The organism is Flavobacterium sp. CSZ, from assembly GCF_015350725.1.
In the GTDB taxonomy this organism is placed as follows: domain Bacteria; phylum Bacteroidota; class Bacteroidia; order Flavobacteriales; family Flavobacteriaceae; genus Flavobacterium.
In genome coordinates this window covers 273,665-289,935 of record NZ_JADKPQ010000006.1, presented here as the reverse complement: position 1 = coordinate 289,935, position 16,271 = coordinate 273,665, and the positions used below count along the sequence as shown (strand labels likewise).

Annotated in this window: 13 protein-coding genes; 11 read left to right on the top strand and 2 right to left on the bottom strand. The window is 33.6% G+C overall.

The window, feature by feature from the left end; translation table 11 throughout:
- Positions 1-49: 49 nt before the first annotated feature.
- The 5 genes from IRZ78_RS09385 (at position 50) to IRZ78_RS09365 (ending at position 6,533) form a co-directional block, all read left to right on the top strand.
- Complete coding sequence (locus tag IRZ78_RS09385) at positions 50-2,176, top strand: hypothetical protein (protein ID WP_194616275.1); 2,127 nt, start codon at positions 50-52, stop codon at positions 2,174-2,176.
- 329 nt (positions 2,177-2,505) lie between these two features.
- On the top strand, positions 2,506-4,359 hold the full coding sequence (locus IRZ78_RS09380; RefSeq protein ID WP_194616274.1) for a rhamnogalacturonan lyase: 1,854 nt from the start codon (positions 2,506-2,508) through the stop codon (positions 4,357-4,359).
- A 279-nt stretch (positions 4,360-4,638) separates the two neighbouring features.
- Positions 4,639-5,100 carry a hypothetical protein gene (locus tag IRZ78_RS09375; RefSeq protein ID WP_194616273.1) on the top strand — a complete coding sequence of 154 codons (462 nt, stop codon included), beginning with the start codon at positions 4,639-4,641 and terminating at the stop codon, positions 5,098-5,100.
- Positions 5,101-5,114: 14 nt separating this feature from the next.
- Positions 5,115-5,813, top strand: coding sequence for a hypothetical protein (locus IRZ78_RS09370; protein ID WP_194616272.1), 699 nt, complete (start codon positions 5,115-5,117; stop codon positions 5,811-5,813).
- Positions 5,814-5,819: 6 nt separating this feature from the next.
- Positions 5,820-6,533 carry a DUF1266 domain-containing protein gene (locus IRZ78_RS09365; RefSeq protein WP_194616271.1) on the top strand — a complete coding sequence of 238 codons (714 nt, stop codon included), beginning with the start codon at positions 5,820-5,822 and terminating at the stop codon, positions 6,531-6,533.
- A gap of 101 nt (positions 6,534-6,634) precedes the next feature.
- Here IRZ78_RS09365 and IRZ78_RS09360 read toward each other — a convergent pair whose 3' ends face one another.
- Positions 6,635-9,025 (bottom strand): outer membrane beta-barrel family protein, encoded by a 2,391-nt coding sequence (locus tag IRZ78_RS09360; RefSeq protein WP_194616270.1) that lies wholly within the window; start codon positions 9,023-9,025, stop codon positions 6,635-6,637.
- Positions 9,026-9,166: 141 nt separating this feature from the next.
- Here IRZ78_RS09360 and IRZ78_RS09355 point away from each other — a divergent pair, with 141 nt between their 5' ends.
- The 5 genes from IRZ78_RS09355 to IRZ78_RS09335 all read left to right on the top strand — a co-directional run bounded on the left by IRZ78_RS09355 (position 9,167) and on the right by IRZ78_RS09335 (position 13,107).
- Entirely contained in the window at positions 9,167-10,189 is a 1,023-nt protein-coding gene (locus tag IRZ78_RS09355; RefSeq protein ID WP_194616269.1) for a histidine kinase, read from the top strand.
- Positions 10,186-10,875 (top strand): LytTR family DNA-binding domain-containing protein, encoded by a 690-nt coding sequence (locus IRZ78_RS09350; protein ID WP_194616268.1) that lies wholly within the window; start codon positions 10,186-10,188, stop codon positions 10,873-10,875. Before IRZ78_RS09355 ends, IRZ78_RS09350 begins: the two co-directional genes overlap by 4 nt.
- A 612-nt stretch (positions 10,876-11,487) precedes the next feature.
- The gene (locus IRZ78_RS09345) at positions 11,488-12,147 is read left to right on the top strand and encodes an IS1 family transposase (protein ID WP_194616267.1); all 660 of its coding nucleotides are present in this window, start codon (positions 11,488-11,490) and stop codon (positions 12,145-12,147) included.
- Between the two features lie 76 nt (positions 12,148-12,223).
- Positions 12,224-12,922: an RHS repeat-associated core domain-containing protein gene (locus IRZ78_RS26405; protein ID WP_347349820.1), complete on the top strand. Its 699-nt coding sequence runs from the start codon at positions 12,224-12,226 to the stop codon at positions 12,920-12,922.
- Positions 12,889-13,107 (top strand): hypothetical protein, encoded by a 219-nt coding sequence (locus tag IRZ78_RS09335; protein ID WP_194616266.1) that lies wholly within the window; start codon positions 12,889-12,891, stop codon positions 13,105-13,107. Before IRZ78_RS26405 ends, IRZ78_RS09335 begins: the two co-directional genes overlap by 34 nt.
- 675 nt (positions 13,108-13,782) lie before the next feature.
- On the opposite strand, the gene IRZ78_RS09330 is transcribed toward IRZ78_RS09335, so the two are convergent.
- Positions 13,783-14,823: a GntR family transcriptional regulator gene (locus tag IRZ78_RS09330; protein ID WP_194616265.1), complete on the bottom strand. Its 1,041-nt coding sequence runs from the start codon at positions 14,821-14,823 to the stop codon at positions 13,783-13,785.
- Between the two features lie 388 nt (positions 14,824-15,211).
- Between IRZ78_RS09330 and rhaT the strand changes: the two genes are divergently transcribed.
- Positions 15,212-16,261 (top strand): L-rhamnose/proton symporter RhaT, encoded by a 1,050-nt coding sequence (gene rhaT / locus IRZ78_RS09325; protein ID WP_194616264.1) that lies wholly within the window; start codon positions 15,212-15,214, stop codon positions 16,259-16,261.
- Positions 16,262-16,271 lie beyond the last annotated feature (10 nt).

Sequence of the window (16,271 nt, the reverse complement as noted above, 5' to 3'; positions counted from 1 at the left end):
CTGAAACCTGAAACCTGAAACCTGAAACCATCATAAACTATTTAACTATATGAAAAAACATCTATTAATAATTATATCATTAATCTCGATTTCATTATCGGCTCAACAAAAAATAGATCGAAAAGCATTAGTAACAAGACATAATGTACAAATTACGGCTATCGATACTTTAGCCTCGCTCACAGTTGGTAATGGTGCTTTTGCTTTTACCGTTGATGCTACCGGTTTGCAGACTTTTCCTAAAAAATATCAAAACGGAATCCCTTTAGGAACACAATCAGAATGGGGTTGGGACAGTTATAAAAACGCCAATAATTATAAATTCTCAGAAACTCTGAGAGATTACAAGCAGTATGGAAGCGATATTTCATATACGGTTCAGATCAAGGAACCAGCCAGAAAAGTCGAAGCGGTGAATTGGTTTCGTCAGAATCCGCATTTATTGCAATTGGGAAATTTAGGTTTTGAGATTACCAAGAAAGATGGAAGTCCGGCAAAACCCGAAGACATTAAATCGATTGTCCAAAAACTGAATTTATGGACAGGAGAAATCGAAAGTTATTTTGAAGTAGAAGGTATTCCGGTTACCGTTCTAACGGCTTCGCATCAGCAAAAAGATGCCATTGGTGTAAAAGTAAAATCAGATTTATTACAGCAAAAACGTTTGAAAATTAGTCTGAGAATTCCGTTTCCAACAGGAGATTGGGCAGATATGGGAACAAAATATGAAGGCAAGCAGGATTATAAAAGTAATCTTGTAGAAAAATCGAAAACAGAAGCCGTTGTAACCCATGTAATGGATAGCATCTCTTATAATGTGAATTTGAACTGGAAAGGAAATGCACAGATTAAAAAAACTGCTGATCATTATTTTGTGCTCGAAGCATCTAATACCAATACTTTAGAATTAAGCTGTCTTTTTGCTTTAGCAGATAAAAAAATATCCAATTCTTCTTTCGCAGAGATTCAAAACAGCAGTATAAAAGGTTGGGAGCAATTCTGGAAAAGTGGCGCTGCTGTAGATTTTTCAGGCAGTACAGATCCGCGTGCCAAAGAATTGGAACGAAGAGTAATCCTTTCGCAATATTTGACCAAAGTACAATGTACAGGAAAAGTGCCGCCTCAGGAAACGGGTTTAACTTACAACAGTTGGTACGGAAAACCGCATTTAGAGATGCATTGGTGGCATGGTGTTCACTTTGCACTATGGAACCGACCAGAATTGTTAGAGAAAAGTTTGCCGTGGTACCAGAAAGTTTTTGATAAAGCCAAAAACATTGCCAAAAGACAAGGTTTCGAAGGCGCCAGATGGCAAAAAATGGTAGATGCTGATGGGAACGAAAGTCCTTCTTCTGTAGGCTCATTTTTAATTTGGCAGCAGCCTCATTTTATCACTTATGCTGAATTGATTTACCGCGCCAAACCCACCAGAGCAACTTTAAATTTATATAGCGAACGTGTTTTTGCAACGGCTGATTTCATGGCTTCGTTTGCCAACTACGACAGTAAAACAGATCGTTATGTTTTAGGACCAGGTGTTATTCCGGCTCAGGAACGTTTTAAAGCAATGGAAACTTTCAACCCAACTTATGAATTAGCCTATTGGAACTGGGCTTTGAAAACAGCTATTGCCTGGAAGAAAAAACTAAACCAACCAGTACCTGAAAAATGGGAAAATGTTTTGGCTAAATTATCTCCCTTACCAGTTGCAGATCAGGTATATCTGGCAACAGAAAGCGCCAAAGATTCCTATATCAATCCGGAATTCAAAACCGATCATCCATCGGTATTAGGAACTTTTGGGATGCTGCCAGAAACGTCGCTTTTAGATAAAAAAATCATGAAAAATACTTTTGATCTGGTTTGGAAAACATGGACATGGGATAAAACCTGGGGATGGGATTTTCCAATGACAGCCATGTCGGCAGCACGTTTGCAAATGCCCGAAAAAGCAGTTGATGCCTTGTTTATGAATGTAACGACAAATACGTATTTAAAAAACGGACACAATTATCAGGCAGAAAGATTAACGCTTTACCTTCCCGGAAACGGAGGATTGTTAACCGCTGTGGCCATGATGTGCGCCGGTTGGGACGGAAGCACAGAACAAAATCCGGGTTTTCCAAAAGACGGAACCTGGAAAATACAAAGTGAAGGATTTAAAAAGATGTTTTAATTTTTTTAGAGTTACTAAGTTGCTAAGACTCTGAGTTGCTAAGTTTTTATTATGGTTTAATTTGGCATTTCGATTTCTATGATAAAAATATTTTTTTTCAGGAGCTAATCCCGCTATCCGTTGCAATCCTTTGTGGCGAAACCCGCCACAAAAGGATTTCCACTTCTATCTGGGCTAGGGCATTCGTTTTCATAACAATATTTTCGTCTAGTTTGTATGAAATGACAAATTTGATTTTAAAAACTTTGCGACAAATAAAAAAAATCCGTGAAAACCAGCTAAAACCCGTTCAATCAGTGGCCAATAACTAACTATAAAAAACACCAATCATGAAGCATAAAATTTTACTATTATTTCTTTTATCAAGCTTAGTTTCATTCGCTCAAAGGCAAATGGAAGATTTAGATCGTGGTGTAATTGCAATAAAAGACAAAGGTCATTTTTTTATTGGATGGCGGGTTTTAGGAACAGACTCAGATAATTTGGCTTTTAATTTATACCGAAAAAGTGGTACTAAGAAAGCCATCAAATTAAACGAAAAACCCATTTTGGGCGCAACCAATTTTGTAGACACCAAAGCCAGTAGTCAGCAGGAAAATACCTGGTTTGTAAAAACAGTTCTTAAAGGGAAAGAAACCGATGCAAAAGGAAGTTTTACCATTCCCGCCCAAAGTCCCGACAAAGACTATTTATCAATAAAATTAAAACCAGTTGAAGGATATATACCCAATGATCTTTCGGTTGGCGATTTAGACGGAGACGGAAGATACGATCTGATTGTACACATGACTGGAAAGGCGCATGATAACTCACATACGGGAATTACTGATCCGCCTATATTCCAGGCTTACACTTTAGATGGTAAATTTTTATGGCAAATAAACTTAGGAAAAAACATTCGCGAAGGGGCTCATTATACACAATTTATGGTGTACGATTTAGACGGTGACGGCATATCGGAATTTGTCTGTAAAACAGCCGATGGTACAACAGACAGTGAGAATAATGTTGTGGGTGATGCTTCAAAAGACTGGGTGGAGAGAGACCCGAATTCTCCTATTTTAGGAAAAATTCTAAAAGGTCCTGAATACCTTTCGGTTTTTGAGGGAAGAACAGGAAAACTAATTACTACTACAGATTATATTCCCGAGCGCGGTGATCTTGCCGGTTGGGGCGGACATGGCGGCAGCGGAGGAAATGATACTAAAGGAAACAGAATTGATCGTTTTACGGCTTGTATTGCTTATTTGGATGGTGTTCATCCAAGTGTGGTAATGTGCCGTGGTTATTACGGAAGAACCGTTTTGGCAGCCTGGGATTTTAAAGATAAGAAACTGACCTCGAGATGGGTTTTTGATAGTAAAGATGCCGAGAATCCATATTCGGGAATGGGAAATCATGGTCTAACGGTTGCGGATGTGGATAACGACGGAAAAGACGAAATCATCTACGGCTCAATGTGCGTGGATGATGACGGAAAAGGTTTGTATACCACAGGTTTTAGACATGGAGATGCTCTGCATGTTTCAGATCTTGATCTTGATGTTCCTGGCTTAGAAGTTTTTGGAATTCATGAAATAGAAAATGGAACTACAGGCCCGGGTGTAACATTGTTTTCTGCCGCTGACGGCAAAGTTTTGTTTACCAGTTCTATCAACGAAGATGTAGGTCGCGGAGTTGCTGATAATATCGATCCAACCCGAAAAGGCGTACAATGCTGGTGGTCAGGCTCTCCTTATTTGCATGATATGAAAGGAAACGAAATAGGAAAAGCGCCAGGTTCTATCAATTTTTTAATTTATTGGGACGCAGATACTTCAAGAGAACTTTTAAATTCTAATTACATTGATAAATACAATGCAGGGAGATTATTTACCGCAAGTGGAGCCGTATCAAATAATGGCACAAAATCAACACCGGCGCTTTCTGCAGATATTCTGGGAGACTGGCGCGAAGAACTAATCCTGAGATCTGAAGATAATACCCAATTAAGGATTTATTCCACTACAATTCCAACTGAAATAAGGCAATATACACTCATGCACGATCCGCAATACAGACTAAGTGTTGCATGGCAAAATGTGGGATACAATCAGCCGCCACATACTAGTTTTTATATGGGAGCGGGCATGAAAACTGCGCCAAAACCCAATATTGTACTGGTTAAATTTAAAGATAATTAAAACGTGATTTTTAATGTTATTCATTTTTTTAAACGATAATTTTAACATTTAAAGCACATCAGTATAAATATTTTGGAAATTAGATTTTGTGTTTTATTAAAATGCAAAATCTAATTTTTTTATTGTCTGTTGTAAGAAAAATTAAATATATTTGAACAAAATTGTTAAAGAAGCTTTCAGTAAATGGCTTTTTTGGGTGTATTAACACATCACTTTTTTTGTGTTATCCATTAAATAGTAATCCAAAATAAACCAAAATTAAACTGAGGCGATAAAATTATGACCTACATCAAGAAACTTTTCTTAACAACGATTATTACTTTCTGCTCTTACAATTTGACTTTAGCTAAAGCAAGAATACCAATTGGTAAAATTGACAAATTAGAGATTGTTTCAGATTTACCCAATACAGACGAATACCTCTCAAAAGAAGAATCAAATACACATTTAGATCTTGCCCGATTACATCAGCAATATAGTATCGCATGGATACCGGTTTGGATCACCCAGGAGCCGAAGTTGGTATTAGCAAAAGCGGATTCTGACAGATACTACGAACTCTCGAACAAAGAGCTTGAAAAAATAATCAGTACCAATAAATTAGACAAAGATCAATTACTGAAATTAGGATTTTATACGCAATATGGCGGAAAAATAATTCTGTTTTCACTGGTATGTTTAATTCTGTATGGGCTTTTTGGAAAAGACAAAAAGAAAGACGTGAAACCAATTAACCTTTAATAAATAATTAGATTATGAATCCACTTTTTTTAATTCCCGTTGTATTAGTAATTGCCGGTATCATTTTTATGGTAATCATGAATAAAAAACATGCAGCCGCAAAAACAGAAATTGACTTAGATCTTGAAAGAACCAAATACGATCTTCATAAAGAAGAAGTTTTAAAACAAGATTTTTCGCAATTAAAACAATGGATGAAAGGAAAATCAATAGATGCGTACACCTCTGGATCTGTTCCTCAGACCAAGGCCAATAAAGTTCAGGAAGTTGTAACTGACGGAATTAAAAATGTTGCCCTTTCTGCTGTAGGTGTAAAGCTTCAACGTGTCGAAACCGAATGTTTCTGGGTTTTGAGCGGTAATGATTTGCATTTTTTTAGCACTGATGCTGTTGGAGAATTAGACGAGCACGTTGTGTTTGATAATTTCCGTATCGAAGAGGCGCAACTCGAATATGGTGGTATTTTAAAATCACAATTAGGATTGTACTCCAAATCATCTGAGGAGTATTTACCAAAAACACATATTATTACATTTAATATAGATGGTAATCCTTTGGCACTTGAAATTCACGACAGATTACACTATGTACCGGATCCAACAGATATTTTAAACTTGAACAAACAATTACTAACAAGAGCAAAATATCAGGTAGTAGGAGAGAACTTTGTAAAAGTATTGCAAAATAAGTTTCCAAATCTACAAGTAGCATAAGGGCAAATGAGCGTATTTTCAAAAATTTTCAATGCATTTAAAAGCATTCGATTAAACGATAAAAATGTAGTAGTTGGTCAGCCGTTAGACTATTTATTAGTAAGTTCGATGTATGCAGAACAACAATCTGCCTATCTGAATTCGTATGAAACCGGACTCAGTAAAGCCACAATAAAAAAGCTTTTAGAAGAGTATTGGAGCGTTTTTGATAAAGAAACTGCAATCGAAATACTTTTGGATTTGCAAAATAGAAACGAGGATAAATACATAAATTTCGTTTATGATGCTTTCGAAAATAAAAGCAATTACGTTACGATCTTAAAATCAAATCTTCCTGCTGAAGAGGAAATTTTTAGAGGCTACTTAGATATTTATCGAAATCTAAATAATGTCGTACCTGAGCTTATAGAAGAAAATGTCATTGAAGATTTTGCCCAAATAAAAAGAATAAAAGATGCTGCCTGGAATTATGGAAGGGGAGCATTTTTATCACGTTGCTGTTATGAGGCGGGTTATCTTTCAGAATCAGAAATGAAAGAGTATCTAAGAAAATCATTTACAGATCTAAAAAAATATTGTAGCACATGGCAGGAATACACCATTAGTTACATTTTTGGAAGAGCACTTTGGGGAGGACCAAACAACAGCGGAATGATTCAGATTGCAGATGATTTACTTCATAACGAAAAAAGCCCTTTAAAAAATAAAAAGTATTTGTAAAAGCAAATGCATTTGTTTTTAGAAGAAATAAATACAAAAAAAGAGTCGCAAAGCCTAGTGTTTACAACATAGCTTTGCGTCTCTTTTTTTTGTCGTATATGTTAGTTTATTCTATTTCTTTGCTCATCATTTCCAAAGTTTCTTTCTTTAGATTTCATGCTTTGGTTACCAAATTTATAACTCAGCGAAATTCTGAAACCTCTTGTATCACTATAACTTTTTACGTTAGTTTTAATTCCGTTAGAACTATAGCTAATTAATGGTTTTTGGGCGTTTAGTAAATCTTCGCCAAGAATTGTAATGGACAGGTTTTTCTTTACAGTCAATAGTTTAACTGAGATATCTAAAATGTTCAAAGTTGAGATATTAAAAATTTGATAACGCCCCGCAAGCTGCAGGCCATAATTCAGCCCAATAAATAAGGTTTTGTTTTGGTTGATTGTAAAATCATTATTACTGTAAATGTATCCGTTATATCCATCAATAGACGCGATGAAATCTGTTTTTGATTTTACATTTTGATAGTTAAGATTAAATCCCGTAAAACTATTCCACCATGACCATTTATTGAAATTATATGAAGTGGAAAGTCCAATTTGATACGTATTAGCATAATTTATAGGCGTACTTCTGGTAACGTTTGTATCGGGATCGATGATAGATAATTCCTGTCCGAAATCTGAAACCTGAGAAAAATAAACAGAATTCACCCATTTTTGATTTCGGATAAAGGAAAATTCAAAATTATCAATCAGTGAAGGTTTCAAATACGGATTTCCTTGAGAATAATAATACGGACTTGTTCTAATTACAAAAGGATTTAGATAGTCAAAATCAGGTCGGCGTATTCTTCGGCTGTAATTTAATGAAAAAGAATTGTTTTCGTTAGGAACATAAGTTACATAAGCCGTTGGAAATAACTTCATGTAATTATTGGTATTGGTCTGATCCAGATTTTCAGAATAACCTTTGGTTTGTGTCGCTTCAGCTCGTAAACCAATTTGTGTTTCCCATTTGGCATTTATTTTTTTACTTGCCGAAAAATACAACGCCTGATTGTATTCTTTATAATTAAAAACATTCGACTGATTGGTATTGAAAACCGGGCTTCCTGTTTCGTTGTTATATACAACCAGATTATTATGGGTATTGTTATGAAAAGCTTTTGCTCCAAAAGTGATGTTAGCCCATTCATAAGGTAGCGTAACATCAATATTGGCCGAGTAATTTTTGATGGTATTCATGTTAGAATTGGTAGAAGAAAAGAAACTGCTGGGAATATTATTTTTATTAGCGTCTAATTCATTTCCTGAAAAGAAACGATAATCATTTTTGTTGTAATCAAAATAATCCAAATCGACAGCAATGTTTTTTCCTAAAGTGTCTAGTACGAAAGTATTATGAAAATTAACAGCATTCATTTTCGGATTATTTTCGGCATTAACATTCGAAGCAATATAAGAATCGATCATTCCTTTTTCGTTATTGTATCGGGTCGTAAACGGATTATTGGATGCCGTTTTACCTGTAAAACTTCCCAGGTATTTAACACCGGTACTCCATTTACTCGTTAGTTTATAATCAAAACCCAAACCTACACTCAAAACATCGGCAATAGATTTGTTTTTTACTTCCTGTTTCCAGGTTTCATCTTTATAAAAAATATTGCTCTGAGAAGTGGTTAATAATGTCTGTTTCCCTTTACTAACAGAAGCCTCAACAGAAAGATTATCATGATTATAAGTAAATAATCCGTTTAGGTTTCCTCCTGCATATGTTTTTTGCGTGTAAGAAGTTCCAATATTGGCATTCCAGGAATTTGCTTTTGAAGTTTTTAATTTAATATTAATGAGTCCGCTGTTACCCTCTGCGTCATACTTTGCAGGAGGAGTTGTAATGACTTCGATACTTTTGATATTATCTGAGGGAATTGATTTCAGAAATGCAGCCAGATCCTCCTGTGGCATTCTTTGCAAATGATCATCGATCATAACGAGAATTTCTCCTTTGCCCACAACCGAAATAATCTCATTCTGAACCCTTACAGTTGGCGTAGCTTTTAGAGCATCCAAAGCCGTTCCGCCGGTTGCCGTTACCGAATTCTCGACATTAAAAACAAGTCGGTCCACCTTTTGTTCAATGAGTTTTTTTCTTGTTTTTAAAGTTACGCCTTCAAGTTGTACTGATTGTTTAATTTCGATTATTCCAAGATCCATGTTTTGGTTCATTGTAATTTCTTTGTTGAGATATTCCGTGCCAAATTGTTCGAGTATCAAACGATAATTTCCTTTTTCGGCTTTTATAGAAAAACTTCCCAAACTATCCGTTGTTGCCTGTGCAATTATTTTTTTCTGATTGTCCAGTAAACTGCTGATTACAAATTCAACAGCTTGTTTGTTTTGACTGTTAACTTTTCCTTTAAGTTCGTATTGCTGAGCAAAGCAATAGGTTTGATATAAAAAGACAAGTAGTAAAAGGCTAATTTTTTTCATGGTTTTTGATTTAATTACAGTGCAAAACTGTGCTGAAAAAACGCCGAAAACTACTTTTATCGACAAACCCCCATGATTAATCTACAAACCCGTCTTTACACTTTTTTATGAATGTATATCTTTGAAAAAAATTACAAAAACATGTATAAAGGAACATTATCAAAAAGGGTAGAAGTACTCATTCATATTATATACTGGCTTTTGATGGGGTATTTTACATTTGTCAAAAATCTCGTTTTGGCAAAAAATTATATGCCGGATTTATTTCTCTCTACTTATATGATCGTATTTGTAATGACCTTTTACTTTCATTATTTTGTTGTGATGAAACTGGTTTTCAAATCCTTTCAATGGAAACGTTTTTTTGCCGGAGTATTAGTCTCTTATTTCTTTTTTACTTTTTTAAGATGGCTATTTGAGCAAGTAATAACCAAAATCCTATTTAATAAAATAAATTATGTAAATCCAACTTTCTTTGGCTATATGGAGGATAATCTTCATTACAGCAGCATGTCTATTATTTTGAGTTCGCTGCTTTGGTTTGTAATTTATTTTATTCGTTTGCTTGAATACAATCAGATTATTCTGGAAGAAAATAAGAATACCGAAATCAAATTCCTCAAAGCACAGATTAACCCGCATTTTATTTTCAATACATTAAATAACATCTATTCGATGGTTTATTTTCAGTCGGATAAATCTTTGACAGCAATTGAAAAGTTAAGTCAGATCATGCGTTTCACTACTTACGAATCTCAAAAAGAAAAGATTAAACTAACAGATGAAATCGATTATATAAAAGCCTATATCGAGCTTGAACAATTAAGACATCAGGAAAATACGTGTATTGATTTTAAAGTGGAAACAGAAAATATTTCCGAAGAAATCCCGCCTTATATTTTATCGCCATTAGTCGAAAATGCTTTAAAACATGGTGTAACCTCTAATGTAAAACCCATTGTAATTGATTTAAAATTAGAAGATAAAAAACTTAATTTTAAAGTCATAAATGACATTGCTGTACAAAAGAAAGATAAACTGGGAGGCATTGGACTGGACAATTTAAAAAAAAGATTAGAAATTCACTATCCACAAAAACATCAAATAAAATTAACCAATCACAATAACCAGTTTAGGGCTGAACTCGAAATAGATTTAAAATGAAAAAAATAAATTGTATCATATTAGATGATGAACCATTTGCTGTAAAACTAATGGCAGATTATGCTTCAAAAGTGCCAAGACTGAATGTTTTATATGCAGATTCAGATGTTTTTAAAGCAATAGAAATCTTAAATACCGAAGCAGTTGATTTGGTTTTTATTGACATTCAAATGCCGCAATTAACCGGTATTGAGTTAATGCAGATGTTCAATCAAAAACATAATTTCATCATTGCATCGGCTTATCCCGATTATGCTTTAGATGTTTTTCAGTTTCATGTGATTGACTATTTACTCAAACCAATTGTTTTTAACCGTTTTTATCAAAGCGTTGAGAAATTTATCCGCTGGCAGGAAACCTTCCAAAATCATCAAACCGAAGATTTTCTATTTGTAAAAGCCGACAGAAAACATCACAAAATTGCAACAGAAAATATTCTTTATATCGAAGGACTAAAAGACTATATCCGAATTCATACCAAAGGTGAAAAGATCATGGTTTTGGAGAACATGAAAGACATACTGGAGAAACTTCCTATCAACCAATTTGTACGCATTCATCGTTCTTATATTATTCCAAAAAATAAAATAAAAATTATCGAAGGGAATCAAATACAATTAATAAGCGGCGAACATCTACCTATTGGGGAAACTTATAGAAAGCTGGTTAGTGACTGGTTGAGTTAATTAATTATATTTATTAAAAAAAAACTTTGGAGGAATTTGAATTTATTTTTCAAGATGTATATTTATATGACTTTACATCTTAACATTTTGATAAATAATATATATGGAATTAATTAAAGAAAATTATCTGCCATTTTTAATTGAGTTAATAATTTTAGTAGTCATATATTTTATTGTAGTATATCTATTTAAACGTTTTAACTATAAAAAAAGCAAAGAAAAAATAGCTTCATTAGTGTTACTTCTCTTAGTTTTTTATTATGTTTTGTCTATTTTACTAGGGGTATTTTTCAAAATTGATATTTAATAAAAGTGTAGTTACTCTTTGTGAAGTTCTTATGTTTAGAAAGGTATATTGAACAACAAAAAAGTAAGATTAATAAAAAATATATGAAAAGAAAATTGCTTTTAAGTATTGCTCTAGGTCTAATAATTTGGTAGTGTTGCACATTAGGTGTTTTTATAATGTAACCACGTAACTAACTGAAAAAGAATATAAAATTTTAATTATTGAATAGAGAAAGAGACGACCAATAGGTCGTCTCTTTCGTTTTTTATCTTTTAATAAGGCTTAAAATGCTTTTGCCTTACCTTAGTGTTTCAAATTAGGTCATGAAAATAAAATGTAATTTTTGCAATGGTAAATGCATAAGAAATGGATTTCAATCTAACGGAAATCAGCGTTATAAATGTTGTGTTTGTCAAAAAAGACAGCAGATTGTCTATAGATATAATGCTTACAAAAGGAATATCAATCAGGAGATAGTGTTGTTCACAAAAGAAGGATTAGGAATAAGAAGCACAGCAAGAATATTAAAAATATCAGCCACAACATTATTGAAAAGAATTGTTTCAATTGCCAGAAGTATTACTAAACCAATTATCAGCAGAGGCAAAACTTATGAAGTTGATGAGCTGTGCACGTATATCAGACACAAGAAAAATTATATATGGTTGGTTTATGCTCTGGAAAAGAACTCTAAAAATGTGGTGAGTTTTAATGTTGGGAAACGAACTAATAAAACGCTGAATAGTGTTTTGGAAACTCTCAAATTATTTGACGCTAAGAAGATATTTACGGACAGACTTAAAAACTATAGGTATCTGATTGATGAGAAAGTGCATTCTATCAAACGTTTCGGAACAAATCATATTGAAAGGAAGAATCTGACACTCAGAACTCATCTGAAAAGACTCAACCGCAGGACAATCTGCTTCAGTAAAAGTTTGGTTATTTTTACTGCTGTTTTGAAGATTTATTTTTGGATTTGAGGAATAAAACAGTAAGTTTATCTTCTAAAATCATGTTCTTAAAAATTTTGTATTTAACAGGTGAAACCTTGTAAAAATAGTCGCAAATCCTTGTAAGTATAAGTACAATAGCAAGGAACTGCAAGACGAGAGTATTGGCGGGAATCAGCTGAATTTGTATGACTATGGAGCGAGAAATTATGACCCTGCACTTGGTCGTTGGATGAATGTTGATCCATTATCTGAAAAAATGAGAAGATGGTCGCCTTATAATTATGCATTTGATAATCCCGTTAAGTTTGTTGACCCAGATGGAATGAGTCCTTCGGATCCTTCAATAACTCCTAGTAATAATTATTCTATGACCTACAATGGGAAAAATAAGTATACATTAACGCAGGTAAGAACAACAAATGTAGAAACAACAAATGAAGATGGTTCAACAACAAGTATTATAACTAGGACAACTACAAATATCAATTATAAAATGTCGACTGATAAAGATGGAAATGCAGTAATGAAAATAACAGGCGGTTCTACTAGAATAAAAGCAACTGAGACCAATACCACTAGCACTTCATATGCAGGATCTATGGTAGGAGGTACAGGGGCTAATACTACAACAAATAATATTGCAGATTATTCAAAATCTATGACTTCAGCTACCGCTTCTTCTTCCGTTAAAAGTGATAAAAATTTATCTGCAGTTGCCACTGGTATTCAAGCTTATCATCAAGTAAATGGGCTAACCATAATATATTTATGGATCCAAAAAATACAGGTATTGATCCTTTGATTCCTGCCTCTGGTGGTATAGTTCAAGAAGGTTTGAAATTATTCACACCAGGTAATGGAGTTAATGGAGGTGGTGTGATAACAGCTATAATGGGATTTATACCAACTGCTGTAGATAAATATTATGCTGGTGATAGTGAAAGAAGTATAGGACGAAGTGCCACAATAGTGTCAAAAAAAGAATAACTAGAAACAAAAAATAATTAATTATGATGAATGTTCTCAAGGAAAAGCCAATTAAAATAATTTATAGGTCTTCACTGTTTTTATTTCTCTATATTATTTTTATGAATATTACGAAAAGAATAGATGTGGCATATTATATATCATCAAGTGTAATTATAAGCTTAATTTTTATATATTCAATTTATGTTAAATTGAATTTTGATTATGAAAAGGTAAATACAAAATTAAAACTATTGAGATTAAAGTTTGATATTGTAAATGGCTATTTGATTAATAAAGTTATAATTTATGTAATTACTTGTTTAACATTTATTTTATATAATACTAATCCTTTTCAGAAAGAGAGATTTGATTATATCTCAATTGTTTTTATTGTTATTATAACGATTTGTCTGTTAATGTTTGTAAAAATTACCCCAGCCAAACTTGACAGAAGTAATCAGTAATTTATCAATTGGATAGTAGTTGAGCAAACAAAAATTGGGTGATGCATCCTCCGCTCTCTGAAGAGTTCCTTATAAAAAAAACCGCTCCCCGCTCCCCGAAGAGTTCCTCATAAAAAGCTGTGCAATTGTCTCTGACTTTGCGCAATTTTTTTTGTTTTATCTAGAGCTTTTATTTATATAATCTCAATTCATAAAAACTTAGCGCCTTAGCGTACTCGTGGCAAAAAAACTAAATCGAATTTCGATCAATAAAATTAAAAGGCACTTTCACCTGTCCTTTTTCTTTATTCAGAATCATTCTGGCAACAGTTTCTCCCATTACATTAAAATCCGTAGACATTACCGTTATTCCTAGTAATTCTTTCAAAGGCGTATCGTTATACGAAATCACGCCAATATCCTTACCAAGAGTAAATTTTTCATCGCGAATTTGTTTCATTAAATTCACCAAATCCGATTCTTCAATGGTGATAAACAAATCTCCTTTTTTAAGAATCATATCGTCATAGACTTCGCTTAAAATTTCAAAATTGATTTCATGTTCTACACAAAATTTTCTAAACCCGTGTAATATTCTGCGCGGATACGGATAAACCGCTTTGTCCGGATATACCAGAATAAGTTTTTCGTATTTTGTTATTTTGGCAAGTCCTTCCTTTAAGGCATTGTAAATATCATTTTCAAAATCCTGATATATTTTGATGATTTCGCCTTCCATTCCAATTTTAATATTATCCATTAAAACCAGTTTTTCTTCGGGAATTCTCTGGATTGCTTTGGCAACTTCATCTGTAAAACTCAGGTGTTTTAATTCGTCTGTTTTAAAATGGGTTGTGATTACATAATAATCATAAGCACCTTCGAACTTGTCCAGTAAGTTCAAAAACAAAGTCTCGTCGCAATGGTAAATATGCAAATCAGTGTGCGCATTTGCTCCAATAGTATTGATGAAAGAATTGTACGTCTTCATTTTATATGCACTAAGTTTATTCAGTACAAAGAGAATATTTACTTTAGACTCCAGTTTTGTTCGGGTAATATAATATCCTTTTCCTCTGATGGAAGAAATGATTTTTCGCTCTTTTAAGATATTATAAGCCTTTTCGACAGTATCTCTGGACATATAAAACTCTTCGCTAAAACTATTTATAGAGGGTATTTTTTGATTTATTTTTAAATTTCCGTTGGCAATATTTTGCAGGATCGAGTCTACAATTTGTTTGTACTTAGGAATCCTGGACTCTTCATCTATTTTAATTAATTTAATCATTTTGTAAGTCTTGTAAATTATGCAGCAATGAGTTGCGATATAATTTTGAGTTATAATTTGTGTAAAAAGCTTTAGCCTAAAATGATAAAAATAATTCAGTCCGGTACTTTTCTCACAAAAGCTTTCAAATTAAATAAGGGTTGTTGTATGTTTTTGCTGATTTGTTTGTTTAAGGCAAATTGAGGATAATATAATTACGAAATCGATTGCTAAAATAGAAATTTTAAATTTATATTTCCAATAATATCGGGCAGTTGTTTGTAATAATCTTCAGTTTTAACATAAATAACAAAACTATAAAGGATAGTACAGGACAGTTTTCTTTTTTACATTCTATTATTTTACAAAACCAATTTAACTATCAAATTAACCAAAAACCAAATTATTAATGGAATCATTATTAGGAATCATTTTTCATTCTATCGGAGGATTTTCTTCAGGTAGTTTTTATATGCCATTTAAAAAGGTAAAAGAGTGGGCTTGGGAAAGCTACTGGATTGTGGGAGGATTTTTCTCCTGGCTAATAGTACCGCCCATTGCCGCCTACTTAACGATTCCAAATTTTGTCGATATCATTGCAACAGCATCACCAACCATAAAAGCGTTCACCTTTTTGATGGGACTCATTTGGGGAGTTGGAGGATTAACCTACGGCCTGGGAGTTCGCTATTTAGGAATGTCACTGGGAAACTCTATTATCCTTGGGTTTTGCTCGGCTTTTGGCGCCTTAGTTCCTTCTATTTACTATGATCTATATCCAACGGAAGGTAAAATTTCGTTTACCGATATGCTTTCAAATCCAGGAGGACGACTTGTTCTGGCTGGGGTTTTAGTTTGCCTTGTAGGTATTGCCATTTCAGGAAAAGCTGGAATCTTAAAAGAAAAAGATTTCGCAACAGGACACGAAGACAAAGACAAGGATTTTAGTTTGGTAAAAGGTTTAATTATCGCCGTTATCTCAGGAATTCTAAGCTCGTTTTTTAATTACGGAATCGAAGCTGGAAAACCAATGGCCGAAACCGCTGTAAATTATGGCTGTAATCCGTTATTTCAAAACAACGTGACCTATATCGTTTTGATGTGGGGAGGTTTAACTACCAATTTTATCTGGTGTATGTACCTTAATTTCAAAAATAAAACCTTCTCAGATTACACCAGTACCAAAACACCAATTGCCAGAAACGTCCTTTTTTCAGGTATTGCCGGAACGATGTGGTTTTTACAATTTTTCTTTTACGGAATGGGAGAAAGCAAATTAGGAAACGGGGCAAGTTCATGGATCCTGCACATGGCGACCATTATCCTGACAGCAAATTTCTGGGGCTTTTATCTCAAAGAATGGTCGGGAGTTTCTAAAAGAACACTTAGAACCTTTGGTTGGGGAATTGCACTGATCATGCTATCAATTGTATTGGTCGGAATTGGAAACTCATTATAAACATACAAAC